Source organism: Cryobacterium sp. SO1, assembly GCF_004210215.2.
Lineage (GTDB): Bacteria > Actinomycetota > Actinomycetes > Actinomycetales > Microbacteriaceae > Cryobacterium.
The window spans coordinates 2,725,338-2,743,039 of sequence record NZ_CP067394.1; the positions used below are offsets into that span (position 1 = coordinate 2,725,338).

Genomic DNA, 17,702 nt, shown 5'->3' on the forward strand with positions numbered 1-17,702 from the left:
TGAAGGGCCTCACTTCACTGCGTGGAGCCGAAAGGTGTCGCGTTCGCCGGCCTCGTTGGTGTCTCGGCTGTGCGCGGCGAGCACCGACAGGCGCACCAGATCGGCTCCGCGCAGGCCCGGCCAGCCCTGCACCAGCCGGCGCCATTCGCTGGGCACCGCGGTCAGGCCCCACGTGGCGGCCAACAGCGCACCGGCGATGCCGGCCACGGCGTCGGTGTTGCCGCCGCCCCGCACGGCCGCCTCGACGCCGAGCCGGTACTGTCCGCCGGCGGCGCCGGTCTCCGTGCCCGCATCGGTGTGCACGATCGCGGACCAGGCGCCCTGCAGCGCCTGCACGACCCAGCCGTTACGGGTGAAGTCGCGCGGCTGCCGGCGTTCGGCGTGGTCGATCCGGGCCGACCAGAGCTCGCGGCGGCCGGGCGAGAGCGTGCCGAGCCCCACCCGCAGGTCGAGGTCGCCGGTCAGCACGGCGTGCCGGATGGCGAGCCCCCAGAGCACACAGGCGTCACCGGCGTCGGTCTCGCAGTGGGTGAGGTCGCTCAACGTGCGGGCGGCGGCGGCGAGGGCTTCCGGGTCGTGCAGGTACGCCAAGGCCACCGGAGCCGTGCGGATCAGGCAACCATTGCCGGCGCTGCGGCCGATGCGTTCGTGCTGCGCACGGGCGGCCGCGCGCACCCCGGCGGCCGTCGGATCGGGCCCGGACAGCGCGGCACCGAGCTGGAGCCCGGCGAACGGCGCCGTGTTGGACCAGTCCACCCACTCCGCGGTGATCAGGTCCAGGGTCGACTCGTCCCGGAGGTCGAGCCCTTCGGCCGCGGCCCGCGCCACCGGGATCGCCAGGGCGGTATAGTCCGTCCACTCCCCGCGCGCCCAGTTCGCGCTGCGTCCGCGCATCCCCACCACTGCGGACGGCGGCAGCGGCCCGGCGTAGGCGTAACCGGCACCCAGGGCATCACCGCAGGCCATGCCCAGCAAAACAGCGGCCGAACGATCGTGTTGAACCATCGACAATTTCATGCGTACTCCTTCGGGTTGAGTGCGACGGCGGCAGCCTATGCCAAAAGCCGTGGGGCCGACAGGTGCTCGAATGGGGGGCCTGACGAGCTGCGGAGGCGTCATCCGGCGTCATCGGAATAATCCCCGGGGCCCCGGACTTGTTAACCTCGGTATACGGGCCTGCGCGCCCGCGCCGGCCCTGTACCTCGATCAGCACATTGGATGACCACATACATGAAGCGCCACCTCGTCTCCGCCACCGTCCTCACCCTCGCCGCAGCGGTGGCCCTGACCGGATGCAGCGGCTCCGCCGGTGACTCCGGCAGCGACGGCGCCACGGCCGGAACCGACGACTCACTGAGCTCGGTGCTCGAGTCCGGCACGCTGACCGTCGGAACCGAAGGGACCTACCGCCCGTTCTCCTTCCACGCCGACGGCTCCGGCGACCTCACCGGCTACGACGTCGAGGTGGCCACGGCCGTCGCCGCCGAGCTGGGCGTCGAGGTCACCTTCGAAGAGACCCAGTGGGATGCCATCTTCGCCGGCCTGGAGGCCGGCCGGTTCGACACCATCGCCAACCAGGTGTCGATCACCCCGGAGCGCGAGCAGTCCTACACGTTCTCCACCCCGTACACCTACTCCACCGGCGTGATCGTGGTACCGGAGGACAACACCGACATCACCTCGTTCACGAGCCTCGCCGGCAAGACCACCGCCCAGTCGCTCACCAGCAACTGGAACACCCTGGCCACCGAGAGCGGCGCCACCGTGCAGGGCGTCGAGGGCTGGGCGCAGTCGGTCGCGCTGGTCGAGCAGGGCCGCGTCGACGCCACCATCAACGACAAACTCACCTACCTCGACTACAAGAAGCAGACCGGCGCCGCCGGGCTCAAGGTCGCCGCCGAGACCGAGGACCGCTCCGAGAGCGCGTTCGCGTTCACCCAGGACGGCACCGCACTGGCCGCCGCCGTCTCTGACGCCCTGGCCACGCTGAGCGAGAACGGCACGCTCGCCGCCATTTCCGACGCCTACTTCGGGGCCGACGTCTCGAAGTGACCGACTCCACCTGGCAGCTCCTGCTGGACTCATTGTGGCCGATGATCCACGGCGCCATCACGGGAACCATACCGCTGGCTCTGTCGTCGTTCGCGATCGGGCTGGTGCTGGCCCTCGCGCTGGCCCTGATGCGGTTGTCCAGGCGGCGTTGGCTGTCGTCGATCGCCCGGGTGTACATCTCTGTGGTGCGCGGCACCCCCCTGCTGGTGCAGCTGTTCGTGATCTTCTACGGCCTGCCGTCGCTCGGGGTCGTGATCGATCCCTGGCCCAGCGCCATCATCGCCTTCTCGATCAACGTCGGCGGTTACGCGGCCGAGGTGATCCGTGCGGCCATCCTCTCGGTGCCCAAGGGGCAGTGGGAAGCCGCCTACATGATCGGCATGTCGCACCAGCGCGCGCTCACCCGGATCATCCTGCCGCAGGCCGCGCGGGTGTCGGTGCCGCCGCTGTCGAACACCTTCATCAGCCTGGTCAAGGACACCTCGCTGGCCTCGCTGATCCTGGTCACCGAGCTGTTCCGCGAGGCCCAGCAGGTGGCGGCGTTCAGCGGGCAGTTCATGGCCCTCTACCTGGAGGCCGCCCTGCTGTACTGGGTGATCTGCCTCGTTCTGTCCAGTGGCCAGGGCGTGCTCGAAAAGCGATTGGACCGATATGTCGCCCACTGACCAGACTCCGCCCGCCCAGGCCCTGCTCACGGTTCGCGGCCTGCAGAAGAGCTTCGGCGCGAACCAGGTGCTCACCTCCGTCGACCTCACGGTGGCGCCAGGCACGGTCCTCGCGCTGATCGGCCCGTCCGGCTCCGGCAAGACCACGGTGCTGCGCTGCCTGAACGGGCTGGAAATAGCGGACGGCGGCACCATCAGCGTTGTCGGCGCCGACGACGCCAGGCATGCACCGGTCACCATCGACTTCGCCGCCGCGCACGGCTCCCGCGCCGGTGTGCCCAAGAAGGCGCTCATCAACCTGCGCGACCAGTCCGCGATGGTCTTCCAGCACTACAACCTGTTCCCGCACAAGACCGTGCTCGAGAACGTGATGGAAGGCCCCGTCGTCGTGGAGCGCCGAGATCGGGCCGAGGTCGAGGCCGAGGCGTTGGCGCTGCTCGAGCGGGTGGGCCTGGGCGACAAGCGTGACAGCTACCCGTTCGAGCTGTCCGGTGGCCAGCAGCAGCGGGTGGGCATCGTGCGCGCCCTGGCGCTCCGCCCCACCCTGCTGCTCTTCGACGAGCCGACCAGCGCGCTGGACCCCGAACTCGTCGGCGACGTGCTGCGCCTGATCAAGGAACTCGCGGCCGAGGGCTGGACCATGGTGATCGTCACCCACGAGCTCGAGTTCGCCCGGGAGGTGGCCACCGAGGTGGCCTTCGTCGACGGCGGCACCATCGTGGAGCACGGCGACCCCAAGGAGATGCTGCGGAACCCGAAGCACGAGCGCACCCGGCAGTTCCTGCACAGGCTACTCTTCCCTTTCTAGAGTGAACGCTGCACTAACCTGATCAGGTGAATTCCGAAGCTGCGCCCGCCAGGCTCGACGACTCCCCGACTCCCCTCAGACGCATCGTGGGGGTGTTGCGGATCCTGCTGGCCGTGCTCGTGCTGGCCGCCGTCGTAACCCAGATCACCGACCAGATTCTGAACGACGCGTTCGATCCCGCTGCCTACTTCGGTTTCTTCACCATCCAGTCCAGCCTGATGAACGTGGTGGTGCTCGTCGTGGGCGGGGTGCTCGCCCTGCGCGTGGCCGCCGAACCCGAGTTGCTGGCGCGGGTGCGGATGTCCACACTCTCGTACGCCGTGATCACCGGAGTGGTCTACAACCTGTTGCTGCGCAACCTGCCCGCCGACGGCAGCTTCGTGGGGCTGGACTGGCCCAACGAGGTGCTGCACGTGTGGGCGCCCGCGCTGATCCTGCTCGACTGGCTGCTGGCGCCGGGCCGCCCGGCGCTGGCCTGGAAGCGGATCTGGTTCGCCCTGATCTACCCGCTGGCTTGGCTGGCCTACGCGCTGCTCCGCGGCACGTTCACCGACTGGTGGACCTACCCGTTCCTGAACCCGGGTGAACCGGGCGGCTGGCCGTCGGTGCTGCTGTACATCGTCGTCATCGCCGGGGTGATCATCGCGATTTCGGCCGCGGCCATCGGGCTGAGCCGGCTGGGGCGCCGCGAGCCGGCGCTGTTGGAGCCCGACCCGGTCTGAGCTTCATCTGCCGTTCACCTCGGCGACGGATACTGGGCCGAACGTGGCCAACGGGCCATGGGAGCGTTCCGGAGGGTGAGATGAACCGTCAAGCTACTGAAAACGAGTCCGGCTACGCCGACGTGGTCGCCCACCGCGGCCGGGAGCTGGCCGACGCCGTCGCCGTTCTCGCCGAGGGCGAGGGTCCGCTGCTGGTTCACGGTCCCGGCGGCGAACACCAGTCCGGCCTGGTCCTCGCCCTGGCCCTGCTGGCCGCCGGCCTGACGCACGACGACGCCGTGGCCGCCGCCCTGCCCGCCGAGACACGGCCGGATGCCCTGATCCAGGCGCTGGCCGCCATCGGTGCCCTCGGCGGCACCGAACCGTACCTGCTCCGGCACGGCCTGATGGTGTCGCACTTCCTTGCGCTGCGGGAGCGGTTCGCCGGCGACGAGGCCGGCCTCGCTGCCGGCGACGTGAGCTGAGTCTCAGCGCCCCCGCACCAGGCGGCGTTCCCGCATCGCCAGGAACAGCGGGAAGGTGAACGCGAACGCGGTGACCAGCCCCAGTACGACGTAGGCCCAACCGGCCCTCATTCCCAGCCGGCGGGCCTCCACGATGATGAAGACGCTCCCGGCGATCGCCACCACCAGCAGGTCGGTGGTGAGCGACGACACCGCAGGTCCGCTCATGGTCCAGTCGCCGATGAAGTCGCTGGCGGCCATGATGGCCTGGATGTTCCAGGTCCAGGTGCCGATCAGGCCCACGATGGCCAGGGCCAGGTAGACGAAGGTCAGGGTGGTCCAGCCCGCCGCGGCGGGGGCGGCGGCGGGCTGGGGCTGTGTGCGGCTCATGACACCAGTGTGCCGCTAGGACGCAGCCAAGGCGAGCCTGGTGCCGTCGATCTCGCTGTAGCCCTGCGGCGTCACCCGGATCTGCAACTTCGCCGGGATCTGCTCCTTCATCGACTCGACGTGGCTGATCAGGCCGATGGTGCGGCCACCGGCGCGCAGGCTGTCCAGGGTGCTCATGGCCGTCTCGAGGGTCTCCGCGTCGAGCGAGCCGAACCCCTCGTCGACGAACAGGGTGTCAAGGGCGATGCCGCCGGCCTGGTTGGAGACCACCTCGGCCAGGCCGAGCGCCAGGGCGAGCGAGGCGAGGAAGGTCTCGCCGCCGGACAGCGAGTGCGTGGCCCTGGCCCGACCGGTGTGCTCGTCGCGGATCGCCAGCCCCAACCCGGCCTGACTGCCGCGGTACTGCAGGGCGTCGTCGTGTTCGAGGGCGTAGCGGCCGCCGGTCATGGTGCGCAGCCGGTTGTTCGCCGCGGCGATGATCTCCTCGAGTTGCGCAGCGAGCACGTAGGTCTCCAGCTTCATCCGCTTGGTGTTCGGGTCGTCGCCGTGCACCACGGCGGCGAGCTGGCGCACCTGGGCCTGCGTGGCGAGCAGGTCGGCGGCGAGGGCGATCCGGGCCCCGGCATCCGCCACCAGGGCGATGAGCGCGCTGGAGCGTTCACGCAGCGACTCGCGGAGGGCCAGGGCGTCGTCGCGGGCGGCGCCTGCCTCTTCGCGGACGAGCCGGGCTGGGGCCAGGTCGATGGGGTCGTCGGGCAGTCCGGCCAGGTCGGCCTCAGCCAGGACCCCGTGGGCTGCGGCGAGCTGATCGTCGTAGCCGCGGAGGGAGGCCTGGGCGGACTGCATCGCGGCCGGGCTGAGCCGGGCGGCGACGGCGGCCTGCTCGTCGGCGAAGCCCTCCTCCCGCAGTTGCCGGGCCAGGGCATCCTCGGCGGCTTCCGCGGCGCGGCGGGCGGAGGCGGAATGCGCCAGCGCGTCGGCCAGGGTGCGGGCGGCGTCGAGTTCGGTCTGCAACCGGTCGGCCCGGTCGGTCACGCTGTCGAACCCGGCCCGCTGGGCTTCGACCCGGCCGGCGATGCCGTCGCGTTCGGTGCGCCGCTCGGCCAGGTGCACGGCGGTGTCGTCCCGCACCAGCTGCAGCGGGGCGACGGCGGCCTGGGCCTCGACCTGGTCCTCGCGCAGTCTCGCCAGCTCGGCCTCGAGGGCGGGCATCCTGGCTCGATGGTCGGTGGCGATAGTGAGGGTGTGCCTGGCCTTCCCCAGGGCAGCGTCGAGCGTCTCGGCATCCTCGTCGCCGGCGCGGGTGCGGGCCGCGGTGAGCAGGCCGGCCACGGCCTGGGACTGGCTGCGGGCGGCCTCCGCGGCGGCCTGTCGGCGGCCCATCAGGCAGCGGGCCGCATCCAGGTCGGCCTCGGTGACGGGGTCGGTTGCGCCGGTCATGGGCGCCGGGTGTTCGGTGGCCCCGCAGACCGCGCACGGGCTGCCGTCGACCAGGCCGGCGGCGAGTTCGACGGCGAAGCCGCCGAGCCGGGCATCCACGAGCTGCTGATAGTGCACGGCGGCAGCGGTGTTCTGCGCCACGGCGTCCCGTTCGGCGCGGTGCACGCCCACCAGTTCGGTCTCCAGCCGGCGCACGTCCTCGGCCGCGGCCAGCGCCGCCTCAGCGCGGGCGACGGCCGCCTCGGCCTCCGGGGCGCGCGCGGCGCCGAGGGCGGCCTGGGCGAGGGCGTCCGAGGCCGCGTCGATGCGTTCGGGCAGGGCGAGGAGCAGCAGCCTGGCCTCGTCGAGCGCGGCGACGTGGGCGGCCGAGCGGCGCTCGAGGTCGGCGATCTGCTCGTCGAGGGTGGGCAGCCGGCGTTCCTCGACGAGCAGGTCGTCCAGGCCGCCGAGCTGACGCAGCCTGTCGTCGATGAGGCTCGTCAGGCCTGCGGCGGTGATGCCGTCCGCACCGGCCGGCCAGGTGTCGCGGGCGGCGGACTCCGCGGCCTCGGCCTCGGTGACCGCGGCCCTGGCGTCGGTGGCGCCCCGCACCTGCGGCCAGACCCTGGCGGCGTGCTCGGCCAGGCGCAGGGCCTCGCGGTCGTTCAGGATCTTGTCGCCGCGGGCCTCGAGAGCGGTGAGCGTGCTCGCGGCAGCATCCCGGCGGTCCTGGCGCCGGCGGCGGTCCTCGACGGCCTGGTAGTCCGCTGTCGCGGCGGCCAGCGCCGCGGCGGCCGTCTCGGCCCGCTGGGTGGCGGCCTCAAGCCGCACGTCGAGGGTGCCGAGTGCGGCCTCGAACCAGCCGAGGTCGGGGTCGACGGGGGCCTCGGGGCGGTCGGCATCCGCAGCATCGTCATCGTCGCGCCAGAGCTGACGCAGCGCGGCGGCCACGATCCCGTCGATCTCGTGCCGCACCAGCGCCAGCTCGTCGTCGAGCACCTTGCGGCGTGCGAGCAGTTCGGCTTCCAGCTGCTGAAAGCGCAGGGTGCCGAACAGTGTGCGCAGCACCGTGAGCCTGTCGTCGGTCTTGGCCAGCAGGAACCGCTGGAACCGGTTCTGGGCGAGCAGGATCACCTGCAGGAACTGGTCCTGTTTGAGCGGCAGGATGCTCTCAAGCTCGCGACCGACGAGGACGGGCTTGGCGGCGATGCCCACCCAGCCACCGGCCTCGAGACGGTCTAGCCGGGCTTCCGGCTTCGCGGGCGTGGTCCCGCCGCCGTTCTTCTTCAGCTTGTCGTATGCAGGCGTGCGGTAGACCCGGAAGGTCTCGCCCTTGAGGGTGAACTCGAGCTCGACGAAGCTCGGGTCGGCCGGGTCGCAGTGATCGCTCCGCAGCCTGAGTTCGCTGCCGTCGAAGCGGGGCACGGCGCCGTACAGGGCGAAGCAGATGGCGTCCAGGATGCTGGACTTGCCAGCGCCGGTCTTGCCGGTGATCAGGAAGATGCCGTCGGCGTCGAAACGGGTGAAGTCCACCTGCTGCTCGGTCTTGTAGGGGCCGAAGCCGGCGATGCGCAGCCGGGTGATCTTCATACCGCGGCGTCCCCGTTCTGGCCCAGCACGTCGGCGACCAGCTCCCGTTCGAAGGCGGTCAGGCCCACGCCGTTCCGCACGAATTCCAGGAATCCGGCAACGATCTCGGGGTCGCTCTTGTGCTTGACCCGGTCGGAGTAGGTCGACTCCGCGGGGGTGTCGGTGATGGCCGGGCGGTGCTCGAGGGCCACGCAGTGCCCGAAGCGTTTCTGCAGCGTGCGCATGCCGTCCAGCGGCCGCACCCGATCGGTGAGGACCGCGGCGACCCAATCGTCTTCGAACGGCGCGAATTCGTCGTCGTGGGCGAGGGCATCCAGTTCGCCGGTGAGCACGCGCAGGCGCCGCGGAACCGGGAGGTCGACCCATTCGGTCTCGGCGAGTCCGGTCGCGTCGAGCTCGACGAGCCAGGCGCCGCGGGGCTTGTCGGCCTCGGCGAAGGAGTAGTGCAGCGGAGCCCCCGAGTAGCGCACCCGATCGGTGATCCTGGCGCGGCCGTGGATGTGACCGAGCGCCACGTAGTCGGGGCCGTCGAACACGCTGACCGGCACGAGGTCGAGGCCGCCGGCGCTGATGTCGCGCTCCACGTCGCTGGCCGCGACGCCAGCGGCGAAGCAGTGCGAGAGCACCACGGATCGGCCGCCGCGCGCGGCCAGGTCGGCGCGCACCTGCCGCATCGCCAGGCCCAGCACCTGTTCGTGGGTCTTGAGCAGGTCGTCCGGGTAGTGGTGGCGCACCAGCGCCGGCTCAAGGAACGGGATGCCATAGAAGTGCACGGGGCCGTGTTCATCGTCGATCGTGATCGGGGTGCGGTACTGGTCGAACCCGGTGACCACGTGGATGCCGGCCAGGCCGGCCCACTCGGACTGGAAGCCGAGCCGGGTGGCCGAGTCGTGGTTGCCGCTGGTCATCACCACGCGAGCGCCGGTGCCGTGCAGGCGCGCCAGGGTGTCGCTGAGCAGGGCGTAGCTGTCGGCGGAGGGTGTGGCGGAGTCGAAGACGTCGCCGGCCACGGCGACAACGTCGACCTGGCGCTCGCGCACGATGTCGACGAGGGCGTCGAGCACGCTCGCCAAGTGGCCCAGGGTCTGGTGGGTGTGGAAGGTGCGCCCGATGTGCCAGTCACTCGTGTGCAGGATCTTCATGTCACTCACGCTACCGTCGGCCACCGACAGTACTGGCCAAGCCCTGCGCGTGTACATTCCCCGTCGAACTCGTTTCTTCGAAGGTCGACTCGTATGACTCGTAGGGAGGTAGCAACATGGCCCGTGTCAGCGGCAAGGTCGCACTCGTCAGTGGTGGAGCTCGAGGACTCGGGGCCGCCATGGCCCGGCGCCTCGTGGAGGAGGGCGCGCAGGTGGTGATCGGCGATGTGCTCAGCGAGGAGGGCACGGACCTCGCGGCCGAGCTCGGCGAGGCGTGCCGGTATGTGCACCTCGACGTCACCCGCGCCCAGCACTGGGACGCCGCGGTCGCCACCGCCGTGGATGAATTCGGCGGCCTCGATGTGCTCGTGAACAACGCCGGCATCGTGAACTTCGGCACCGTCGAGGACTACACCCTCGAATCCTGGAACACCATCATCGCGGTCAATCTCACCGGGGTGTTCCTGGGTATCAAGGCCGCGGTGCCGGTGATCATCCGGTCGAAGGCCGGCTCGATCATCAACGTGTCGTCGACTGCGGGACTGCAGGGCTACGAGGCGTTGCCCGGCTACGTGGCGGCGAAGTTCGGGGTGCGCGGGCTCACCAAGGCGGTGGCGCTGGACCTCGGCAAGTACAACGTGCGGGTCAACTCGGTGCATCCGGGTGCCATCGCCACGCCGATGACCGCCGGACTCGACCTTCCGCAGAACCATGTGGCGTTGCACCGCATCGGCCAGGCCGTCGAGGTGGCCAACCTGGTGTTGTTCCTGGCCAGCGACGAGTCGAGCTTCTCCACCGGCGCCGAGTTCCTCACCGACGGCGGCGAGCTGAGCGGCCTGTCGCACTACCAGTAGCGCTGACACCAGCACTGTCACAGGGCGGCTCCTCTGGCCCGCAACCTGAGCCTGATCCGCGCCAGGAGCGCCGTCGGGTCCTGCAGGTCGTCGTCGGTGAACTGCAGCACCTGCCAGCCGTGGTCTTCGAGCCGGCCGACACGGCGGATGTCCGAGCGCCACTGGGCTCGATCGGTGCGGTGCTGGTCGCCCTGGTATTCGAGAAGGAGCTTGTATGCGGGGTAGACGAGGTCTCCCCTGGCCAGGAACCGTCCCTGCTCGTCGAAAACGTTGTCGTTGCACTCGGGTTCGGGCAGCCCGCCGAGCACGATGGTCACCCGGAGCATTGATTCCCGCGGTGATTCCGAGCGGGTGCGGAGCAGCGGGAGGGCGGTTCGGGCGCGCGTGAGCCCGGTGCTGCTCGGGTGCTTCTCGAGGGCGTCGGCGAGCTCGCCCTGCGTGAGGATCGGGGACCGCCAGTAGAGGAGGTAGTCGCCGACTGCCACCAGCTCGCCTACTGTGAGCAACGCGGCCAGGTCGAGCCAGGTGCGCGCCGGGCCGGTGAGCCGCAGTGGGCCCCGGTCGACGAGGTCGTCGGGGCAGATTCGCAGGCTATGGCCGAGGATGTCGCGTGCCGCCATCGCGGAGGCAGGCGCAGGAATACCAACGTGTACTGGGCGCAGCTGCGCAAGCCGGGTCGGCACGGGCAGGCCGAGCAGCAACGCCGCGGTGGTGTGCGTGAAGAATGCCTCGCGCTTCAGCCGAACCAGGAGCGACCGGCAGAGTGCCTCCAACTCCGTGCGGCGCACCGGGCCACGTCCCCTCCCAAACGCCACACCGCCACTCGGACCATCGGTGGGCCGCCGCGCCGGGGTACGGATGCCCCAGAAAGGCCGATCGAGGTCGCTGCTCTGCAACCTCGATCGCCCCACCCCGGCATCGAAGGCATCACCGACCCGAAACGGGCGGTCGGCCCATCCGTCGGGGAGAGGGATGCGCGCGGTCACCGGTCGAGGGTGCCCCACAACGCCGGGTCCCCGCTGCAGTTCTCCACAAGGAGTTGCTGGCTGGGCTTCGTTTCGGAAGAAAGCACCTTCATGGCGCCGCTCAACCCTGCGAAGTCCCGAAACGAGAGTGTCAGTGGTGCGAACACGTGGGGCAGTCGCCACGAACACCCTAGAAACATCCGACCAGCGTCCAGGAATCTTTGTTTGTCTGTGTTTATGTTGACAAACAAAAACAAACGGGTCTAAAGTCAGCCCATACCAACTTTTTGCGCCGGTCCCCCGATCGACGTACACCCCAGAGTTCTCACTGTCGAGGAGGCCCGATGTTCGCCGAAGAGCGTCAATCGATGATCGCCGAACTGGTCTCCGACTTGAGCCGCGTGACCGTCAACGAACTCGCCGCACGCTTCGACATCACCCCGGAGACCGTGCGCCGCGACCTCTCCGCCCTCGAGCTGAGCCGGCACCTGCGCCGGGTGCACGGCGGCGCCGTGGCCATCGACCGGCTGAGCATGACGGAGCCGAGCCTCGAGGAACGGCAGAGCCAGCGCCACGACGAGAAGGCCCGCATCGCCGATGCCGCCCTGGCCATGATCCCCGCGAGCACCACCGGGTCGATCATCCTGGACTCCGGCACCACCACCGAGCTGCTGGCCGACCGCCTGCTCGACTGGTCGCCCGCCAAGACCGGCGACCAGCTCCTGGTGATCACCAACGCCCTGCCCATCGCCTACAAGCTGGCCGCCAACGAGGCCATCTCGCTGCAGATCCTCGGCGGCCGGGTGCGCGGCCTCACCCGGGCCATCGTGGGCACCCGCACCACGCAGATGCTCGACGCGATGCGCCCCGACATCGCCTTCGTCGGCGCAAACGGCGTGGCCGCCGAGTTCGGCTTCAGTACCCCCGACTCGGTCGAGGCCGCCGTGAAGACCGCGATCGTGCGGTCGGCCCGCCGCGTCGTCGCCCTGGCCGACTCCTCCAAGCTCGACCAGGAAACCCTGGTCAGGTTCGCTGCTCTGAGTGACATCGACGCGCTCATCACCGATGCTCCCCCTTCCCCCAAACTTGCCGAGGCCCTGGCCGCGGCGGATGTCGAGGTCGTAATCGCATGATCGTCACACTCACCCCCAACCCCAGCCTCGACCGCACCATCGAGCTCGGCGGCCCGCTGGCCCGCGGCGACGTGCAGCGCGCGCTGGACGCCCACCAGGAACCCGGCGGCAAGGGCGTCAACATCTGCCGGGCCCTGGCGGCCTCCGGCGTGCAGAGCCTGGCGATCCTGCCCGGCGACGCCGAGGACCCGGTGCTTGTCGCGCTCACCGCCCAGGGCATCCCGCACCTCGGCCTGCCGATCAACGCGACCCTGCGCAGCAACATCGCCATCACCGAACCCGACGGCACCACCACCAAGGTGAACGAGCCCGGACCGGCGCTCAGCACCGACCAGCAGGCCGCCCTGGTGGAACTGGTCCTGGAGAAGGCCGCCGGCGCCGCCTGGCTGGTGCTGGCCGGCTCGCTTCCGCCCGGAGTGCCGGACACCTTCTACGCCGACCTCACCCGGGCGCTCAAGACCCGGTTCGGGGCCGACGCCCCCAAGGTGGCCATCGACTCCTCAGGTGCCCCCCTGGCCGCGGCCATCAGTGCCGGCCCCGACCTGCTCAAGCCCAACGCCGACGAACTCGCCGAGCTCACCGGCATCTCCGACCCGGAGAGCCTCGAAGCCGACCCGCACCTCGCCGCCCGCGCGAGCCAGACCCTGATCACCGCCGGAGTCGGCGCCGTGCTGGCCACCCTCGGCTCTAGGGGCGCCCTGCTGGTCACCGCCGACGGCTACTGGCTCGCCACTCGTCCCCCGATCGCGGCGGTCTCCACCGTCGGCGCCGGAGATTCTTCGCTGGCAGGGTTCCTGCTCAGCGACCTGGCCGGAGCATCCGCCCCGGACTGCCTGCGTCAGGCCGTCGCCCACGGCGCCGCTGCCGCTTCCCTGCCCGGCTCAACAGTGCCGGCCGTGACCCAAACCGACCCCAGCGCCGTCACAGTGACGGCATTTGCTACACATCCAAAGGAGGATGACCAGTGAGCGCACTGATTACCCCAGAGCTCGTTGCTTTGGACCAAAACCTCGGTGCCGAGCCCGCGACAGTGATCCGGCACCTCGCCGAGCTCGTCGTCGGAGCCGGCCGGGCCACCGAGATCGACGGCCTCTACGCCGACGCCCTCGCCCGCGAGGCGAAGACCTCCACCGGAATCCCCGGTGGACTCGCGATCCCCCACTGCCGCTCGTCGGCGGTCACGGAGCCGACGCTGGCCGTCGCCCGCCTCTCCCAGCCCGTCGACTTCGGCTCCGCAGACGGTCCCGCCGACCTGATCTTCATGATCGCCGCCCCCGAAGGCGCAGACCAGGACCACCTGAAGATCCTGTCCAAGCTGGCCCGGTCGCTGATGAAGTCCGACTTCACCACGGCCCTCCGCGCCGCCAAGACCCCCGAAGAGATCGTGACCCTGGTCACCGACATCGTCGCCCCGGTCACCGCCACCGCCGGAGCGCACTCCGGCCCGGCCGCCACGCGTGCCACCGCAGCCCCCACCGGCGCCGGCACCGAGGGCACCCCGGCCACCGGGGCACGCCGCCTGGTCGCCGTCACCGCCTGCCCCACCGGCATCGCGCACACCTACATGGCAGCGGATGCGCTCGTCGCGGCCGCCAAGGAGATGGGCATCGACCTGCAGGTCGAGACCCAGGGCTCAGCCGGAGCGACCCCGCTGGCCGCCTCCGTCATCAACGCCGCTGACGCCGTGATCCTCGCCGTCGACGTCGACGTGCGTGACAAGGCCCGGTTCGCCGGCAAGCCCGTCATCCAGGCGCCGGTCAAACGCGGCATCGACGAGCCCCAGAAGATGATCCAGGAGGCCCTCGCCGCCGTGGATAACCCGAACGCCCGCCGCGTCAGCGGTGGAGCGGCGGCCGAGTCCGACTCGGTCTCCGGGAACGAGCACCTGGGCCAGAAGGTCAAGCGCGCCCTGCTCACCGGCGTGAGTTACATGATCCCGTTCGTCGCCGGTGGAGGCCTGCTCATCGCGCTGGGCTTCCTGCTCGGTGGCTACCAGATCACCGAGGTCGCCGACACCGTCGTGCTGCAGAACAGCCTCTGGAACCTTCCTGAGGGCGGCATGCTCATCTACCTGGGTGCCGTGCTGTTCAAGATCGGCGCTCTGTCGATGGGCTTCCTGGTTCCGGCCCTGGCCGGTTACATCGCCTACGGCATCGCCGACCGGCCCGGTATCGCCCCCGGCTTCGTCGCCGGTGCGGTCTCAGGCTTCATGGGTGCCGGCTTCCTCGGCGGTATCGTCGGTGGTCTGCTCGCCGGACTCGCCGCAGCCTGGATCGGCTCGTTCAGCGTTCCGCGCTGGCTGCGCAGCCTGGTGCCGGTTGTGATCATCCCGCTGCTGGCGTCGATCTTCGCCTCCGGGCTGATGTTCCTGGTGCTCGGCGGACCGATCGCCTGGCTCACCGTGGCCCTCAGCGACTGGCTGAACGGCATGACCGGCGCATCGGTTGTCATCCTCGGCCTGATCCTCGGCCTCATGATGGCCTTCGACCTCGGCGGCCCGGTCAACAAGGTGGCCTACTCCTTCGCCGTCGCCGGCCTCGGTGCCGCAACGCTGGCCAACCAGGCGCCGTGGCAGATCATGGCCGCGGTCATGGCCGCCGGTATGGTTCCGCCGCTCGCCATGGCCCTGGCCACGGTGCTCGACCGCAAGCTGTTCACCCCGGTCGAACGCGAAAACGGCAAGGCGGCCTGGCTGCTCGGTGCCTCGTTCATCTCCGAAGGCGCCATCCCGTTCGCCGCGGCCGACCCGCTCCGTGTGATCCCCGCCAGCATGCTCGGCGCGGCCACCACCGGTGCGCTGACCATGGCCTGGGGTGTCACGTCGAAGGCTCCGCACGGCGGAATCTTCGTCTTCTTCGCCATTGAGAACGTTCTGGGCTTCATCCTGGCAATCCTGATCGGTACCGTCATCTCGGCTGTAGCAGTAATCGCGCTCAAGCGCTACGTCCGTAAGACCCCGAAGGTGGAGTCGATCCAGCAAAACAACACCCTGGTGACCGCCTAACATTAGTGGGCACCATTAACGCCGAAGAATAGAGGAAGTTCCGTGCAGAGTTTCACAGGAGTAGGGGTCAGCCCCGGGCGGATCATCGGATCCGTTCGGCAGATGCCCAAGGCCGTGAGCGAGCCGCCAGCAGGAGAGAAGCTGGCCTCGTCGACGACGGCAGAGGATGCCGCCGTCACCCTGCGCGCAGCCGCGAAGGCGGTGCAGGCCGAGCTCAAGCAGCGCTCGGTCAGCGCCACCGGGGCGGGCAAGTCGGTTTTGGAGGCCACCGCACTGATGGCCGCGGACCCCATGCTCATCAAGGGCGCCGTCAAGTTGATAACCAACAACGGCACCTCCGCTGAGCGGGCAATCTGGGAGTCCGCGGCATCCGTGGCCGAAATGCTGCACAACCTCGGCGGCTACATGGCCGAGCGGGCCACGGACGTCCTCGACGTGCGTGCCCGGATCGTCGCGGAGCTGCGTGGGGTGCCCGCACCGGGCATTCCCGCCTCCGACGAACCGTTCATCCTCGTCGCCGACGACCTGGCGCCGGCCGACACGGCCACGCTGAACCCGGCCGTCGTGTTGGCGCTGGTGACCTCCGGTGGCGGACCGCAGTCGCACACCGCCATCATCGCGCGCGCGCTCGGCCTGCCGGCCGTCGTCGCCGCCGTGGGCGTCGAGTCCATCGCGGATGGCTCCGCCGTCTACGTGGACGGCGCGGCCGGCAGCATCACCGTCGACCCCGACGCCGACCAGGTCGCCGCGGCCAAGGCCTGGGCCGCCAACGCGGCCACCCTCGCGGTGTTCGCCGGCGAGGGCGTAACCGCCGACGGCCACCTCGTGCCGTTGCTGGCGAACGTGGGCGGCGCCGCGGATGCCGTCAAGGCCGCCGCAGCCGGCGCCCAGGGTGTCGGCCTGCTCCGCACCGAGTTCTGCTTCCTCGACCGCGACGAAGAACCCACCCAGGACGAACAGGTCACCGCGTACCGCGGTGTCTTCGACGCGTTCCCCGGCAAGAAGGTCGTCGTGCGCACGCTCGACGCCGGCGCCGACAAGCCCCTCCCGTTCCTCACCGACGCGTCAGAGCCCAACCCGGCCCTCGGCGTGCGCGGTTACCGCACCGACTTCACCTCCCCCGGTGTGCTGGGGCGCCAGCTGGCCGCCATCGCCACCGCCGTCGAGGGCACCGAAGCGGATGTCTGGGTCATGGCCCCGATGATCTCCACCGCCGAAGAGGCCGCCGATTTCGCACGTCTGTGCGGCGAGGCCGGCCTGAAGACGCCTGGTGTCATGGTCGAGGTTCCCTCCGCCGCACTGACGGCCGAGACCATCCTGGGCGAGGTGAAGTTCGCGAGCCTGGGCACCAACGACCTCACCCAGTACGCCATGGCGGCCGACCGCCAGCTCGGCCCGCTCGCCGCGCTGAACACGCCGTGGCAGCCCGCCGTGCTCAAGCTGATCCAGCTCACCGTGGCCGGTTCCGTCGCCGAGGGCAACAACAAGCCCGTCGGTGTCTGCGGTGAGGCCGCGGCCGACCCGGCCCTGGCCGTGGTGCTGGTGGGTCTCGGCGTGAACACCCTCTCGATGACCGCCAGGGCCCTCGCGGCCGTCGCGGCCGTGCTGGCGAAGGTGACCCTGCCCGAGGCCCAACGCCTCGCCGGCATCGCCCTGGCCGCGCCGAGCGCTCTCGAGGCACGCTCCCGGGTGCGCGCCGAGCTGCCCGTTCTCGACGAACTGGGGCTCTAAGCCCCAGGCATGATCCGTGCGACGTGCTCCCGTCTCAGGGCGTGCGCACATCGTGCGGGCAATACAGTTGTAATCCGTACAGTTTCAGGAGGAACCATGTCAGAACGTACCGCCACCATCGCCAGCCGCGTTGGCCTGCACGCCCGCCCCGCAGCGATCTTCGCTGAGGCCGTCGGTGCCCTGCCGGTCGAGGTCACCATCGCCCTCGAGGGCGACCCGGCCGACGACGCCATGGACGCGTCGAGCATCCTGTCGCTCATGAGCCTGGGTGCCGCAAACGGCCAGGTCGTCGTGCTGCGCGCAGAGGGCGACGGAGCGGATGAGGCCCTCGAAAGCCTCGTCAAGATCCTCGAGACCGACCTCGACGCCGAGTAACTCCCGCGTCGCACCCGACAGCTCGCTCGCCACTGGCGAGCGGGCTGTTTTTGTGTGCGGGGCCGGGTCCCACAGAGTCCAGCAGATCCCCAGTTCCGCCGCGCCCTGCCCCGCTATGGTGGCCCTATCCTCAACGACGAGCGAATAGGACTATCTCATGACCGATCTGCAGAATGATTCCGTCGAATCCGTTCCGGCCTCCGGACCGGACGCGCACAGCATCCAGGACTGGACCGACCTGGGCAAGGAGATGTGGTCGTATCTCACCGGCAAGAGTGCCGTGATCGACTACAGCTTCATCGACATGACCGTCGAGGTTCCCCGCGACATCGGGCCGGATGCGCCCCGGGCGACCTGGAAGCTCAACGGCACGGTGCGGGTGACCACCAGCGAGAAGCCGGCCGACTAA

The 17,702-nt window shown here is 70.1% G+C and carries 17 protein-coding genes; 12 read left to right on the forward strand and 5 right to left on the reverse strand.

Going from position 1 to position 17,702, the window contains the following annotated elements; translation table 11 throughout:
* Positions 1-9: 9 nt before the first annotated feature.
* Positions 10-1,017, reverse strand: coding sequence for an ADP-ribosylglycohydrolase family protein (locus tag BJQ95_RS12885; RefSeq protein ID WP_205750048.1), 1,008 nt, complete (start codon positions 1,015-1,017; stop codon positions 10-12).
* Between the two features lie 213 nt (positions 1,018-1,230).
* Between BJQ95_RS12885 and BJQ95_RS12890 the strand changes: the two genes are divergently transcribed.
* From BJQ95_RS12890 to BJQ95_RS12910, 5 genes are all read left to right on the forward strand, one after another.
* Positions 1,231-2,052, forward strand: a complete 822-nt coding sequence (locus BJQ95_RS12890) for an amino acid ABC transporter substrate-binding protein (protein ID WP_130176690.1) — start codon at positions 1,231-1,233, stop codon at positions 2,050-2,052.
* 41 nt (positions 2,053-2,093) lie between these two features.
* Positions 2,094-2,717: an amino acid ABC transporter permease gene (locus BJQ95_RS12895; RefSeq protein ID WP_130176691.1), complete on the forward strand. Its 624-nt coding sequence runs from the start codon at positions 2,094-2,096 to the stop codon at positions 2,715-2,717.
* Positions 2,704-3,525, forward strand: coding sequence for an amino acid ABC transporter ATP-binding protein (locus tag BJQ95_RS12900; RefSeq protein ID WP_130176674.1), 822 nt, complete (start codon positions 2,704-2,706; stop codon positions 3,523-3,525). Before BJQ95_RS12895 ends, BJQ95_RS12900 begins: the two co-directional genes overlap by 14 nt.
* Positions 3,526-3,551: 26 nt before the next feature.
* Positions 3,552-4,247, forward strand: coding sequence for a Pr6Pr family membrane protein (locus tag BJQ95_RS12905; RefSeq protein ID WP_130176675.1), 696 nt, complete (start codon positions 3,552-3,554; stop codon positions 4,245-4,247).
* An 80-nt stretch (positions 4,248-4,327) separates the two neighbouring features.
* Positions 4,328-4,711, forward strand: a complete 384-nt coding sequence (locus BJQ95_RS12910; RefSeq protein WP_130176676.1) for a tyrosine-protein phosphatase — start codon at positions 4,328-4,330, stop codon at positions 4,709-4,711.
* 3 nt (positions 4,712-4,714) lie between these two features.
* Here the strand turns inward: BJQ95_RS12910 and BJQ95_RS12915 are convergent, their stop codons facing one another.
* The 3 genes from BJQ95_RS12915 to BJQ95_RS12925 are packed head-to-tail and all read right to left on the reverse strand — an operon-like array spanning position 4,715 to position 9,231.
* Complete coding sequence (locus BJQ95_RS12915; protein ID WP_130176677.1) at positions 4,715-5,080, reverse strand: DUF2834 domain-containing protein; 366 nt, start codon at positions 5,078-5,080, stop codon at positions 4,715-4,717.
* Between the two features lie 15 nt (positions 5,081-5,095).
* Positions 5,096-8,089, reverse strand: a complete 2,994-nt coding sequence (locus BJQ95_RS12920; protein ID WP_130176678.1) for an AAA family ATPase — start codon at positions 8,087-8,089, stop codon at positions 5,096-5,098.
* Positions 8,086-9,231: an exonuclease SbcCD subunit D gene (locus BJQ95_RS12925; protein ID WP_130176679.1), complete on the reverse strand. Its 1,146-nt coding sequence runs from the start codon at positions 9,229-9,231 to the stop codon at positions 8,086-8,088. Before BJQ95_RS12925 ends, BJQ95_RS12920 begins: the two co-directional genes overlap by 4 nt.
* A gap of 116 nt (positions 9,232-9,347) precedes the next feature.
* Between BJQ95_RS12925 and BJQ95_RS12930 the strand changes: the two genes are divergently transcribed.
* Positions 9,348-10,085: an SDR family oxidoreductase gene (locus BJQ95_RS12930; protein WP_130176680.1), complete on the forward strand. Its 738-nt coding sequence runs from the start codon at positions 9,348-9,350 to the stop codon at positions 10,083-10,085.
* A gap of 17 nt (positions 10,086-10,102) precedes the next feature.
* Here the strand turns inward: BJQ95_RS12930 and BJQ95_RS12935 are convergent, their stop codons facing one another.
* Entirely contained in the window at positions 10,103-10,873 is a 771-nt protein-coding gene (locus tag BJQ95_RS12935; RefSeq protein WP_130176681.1) for a DUF559 domain-containing protein, read from the reverse strand.
* Positions 10,874-11,394: 521 nt separating this feature from the next.
* On the opposite strand from BJQ95_RS12935, the gene BJQ95_RS12940 reads away from it, so the two are divergent.
* The 6 genes from BJQ95_RS12940 (at position 11,395) to BJQ95_RS12965 (ending at position 17,702) form a co-directional block, all read left to right on the forward strand.
* Positions 11,395-12,183 (forward strand): DeoR/GlpR family DNA-binding transcription regulator, encoded by a 789-nt coding sequence (locus BJQ95_RS12940; protein WP_130176682.1) that lies wholly within the window; start codon positions 11,395-11,397, stop codon positions 12,181-12,183.
* Positions 12,180-13,151: a 1-phosphofructokinase family hexose kinase gene (locus BJQ95_RS12945; protein WP_130176683.1), complete on the forward strand. Its 972-nt coding sequence runs from the start codon at positions 12,180-12,182 to the stop codon at positions 13,149-13,151. Before BJQ95_RS12940 ends, BJQ95_RS12945 begins: the two co-directional genes overlap by 4 nt.
* Positions 13,148-15,187 carry a fructose-specific PTS transporter subunit EIIC gene (locus BJQ95_RS12950; RefSeq protein WP_130176684.1) on the forward strand — a complete coding sequence of 680 codons (2,040 nt, stop codon included), beginning with the start codon at positions 13,148-13,150 and terminating at the stop codon, positions 15,185-15,187. The genes BJQ95_RS12945 and BJQ95_RS12950 overlap by 4 nt, the downstream gene beginning before the upstream one ends.
* Positions 15,188-15,229: 42 nt before the next feature.
* Entirely contained in the window at positions 15,230-16,918 is a 1,689-nt protein-coding gene (gene ptsP, locus BJQ95_RS12955; protein ID WP_130176685.1) for a phosphoenolpyruvate--protein phosphotransferase, read from the forward strand.
* A gap of 96 nt (positions 16,919-17,014) precedes the next feature.
* Positions 17,015-17,293, forward strand: coding sequence for an HPr family phosphocarrier protein (locus BJQ95_RS12960; RefSeq protein ID WP_110127836.1), 279 nt, complete (start codon positions 17,015-17,017; stop codon positions 17,291-17,293).
* Positions 17,294-17,450: 157 nt separating this feature from the next.
* Positions 17,451-17,702 carry a hypothetical protein gene (locus tag BJQ95_RS12965; RefSeq protein ID WP_130176686.1) on the forward strand — a complete coding sequence of 84 codons (252 nt, stop codon included), beginning with the start codon at positions 17,451-17,453 and terminating at the stop codon, positions 17,700-17,702.

Bases quoted from the DNA above. Each gene is read 5' to 3' on its own strand.
- BJQ95_RS12885 (WP_205750048.1), bottom strand. From the start codon at position 1,017: ATGAAATTGTCGATGGTTCAACACGATCGTTCGGCCGCTGTTTTGCTG.
- BJQ95_RS12890 (WP_130176690.1), top strand. From the start codon at position 1,231: ATGAAGCGCCACCTCGTCTCCGCCACCGTCCTCACCCTCGCCGCAGCG.
- BJQ95_RS12895 (WP_130176691.1), top strand. From the start codon at position 2,094: ATGATCCACGGCGCCATCACGGGAACCATACCGCTGGCTCTGTCGTCG.
- BJQ95_RS12900 (WP_130176674.1), top strand. From the start codon at position 2,704: ATGTCGCCCACTGACCAGACTCCGCCCGCCCAGGCCCTGCTCACGGTT.
- BJQ95_RS12910 (WP_130176676.1), top strand. From the start codon at position 4,328: ATGAACCGTCAAGCTACTGAAAACGAGTCCGGCTACGCCGACGTGGTC.
- BJQ95_RS12915 (WP_130176677.1), bottom strand. From the start codon at position 5,080: ATGAGCCGCACACAGCCCCAGCCCGCCGCCGCCCCCGCCGCGGCGGGC.
- BJQ95_RS12920 (WP_130176678.1), bottom strand. From the start codon at position 8,089: ATGAAGATCACCCGGCTGCGCATCGCCGGCTTCGGCCCCTACAAGACC.
- BJQ95_RS12925 (WP_130176679.1), bottom strand. From the start codon at position 9,231: ATGAAGATCCTGCACACGAGTGACTGGCACATCGGGCGCACCTTCCAC.
- BJQ95_RS12930 (WP_130176680.1), top strand. From the start codon at position 9,348: ATGGCCCGTGTCAGCGGCAAGGTCGCACTCGTCAGTGGTGGAGCTCGA.
- BJQ95_RS12940 (WP_130176682.1), top strand. From the start codon at position 11,395: ATGTTCGCCGAAGAGCGTCAATCGATGATCGCCGAACTGGTCTCCGAC.
- BJQ95_RS12945 (WP_130176683.1), top strand. From the start codon at position 12,180: ATGATCGTCACACTCACCCCCAACCCCAGCCTCGACCGCACCATCGAG.
- BJQ95_RS12960 (WP_110127836.1), top strand. From the start codon at position 17,015: ATGTCAGAACGTACCGCCACCATCGCCAGCCGCGTTGGCCTGCACGCC.
- BJQ95_RS12965 (WP_130176686.1), top strand. From the start codon at position 17,451: ATGACCGATCTGCAGAATGATTCCGTCGAATCCGTTCCGGCCTCCGGA.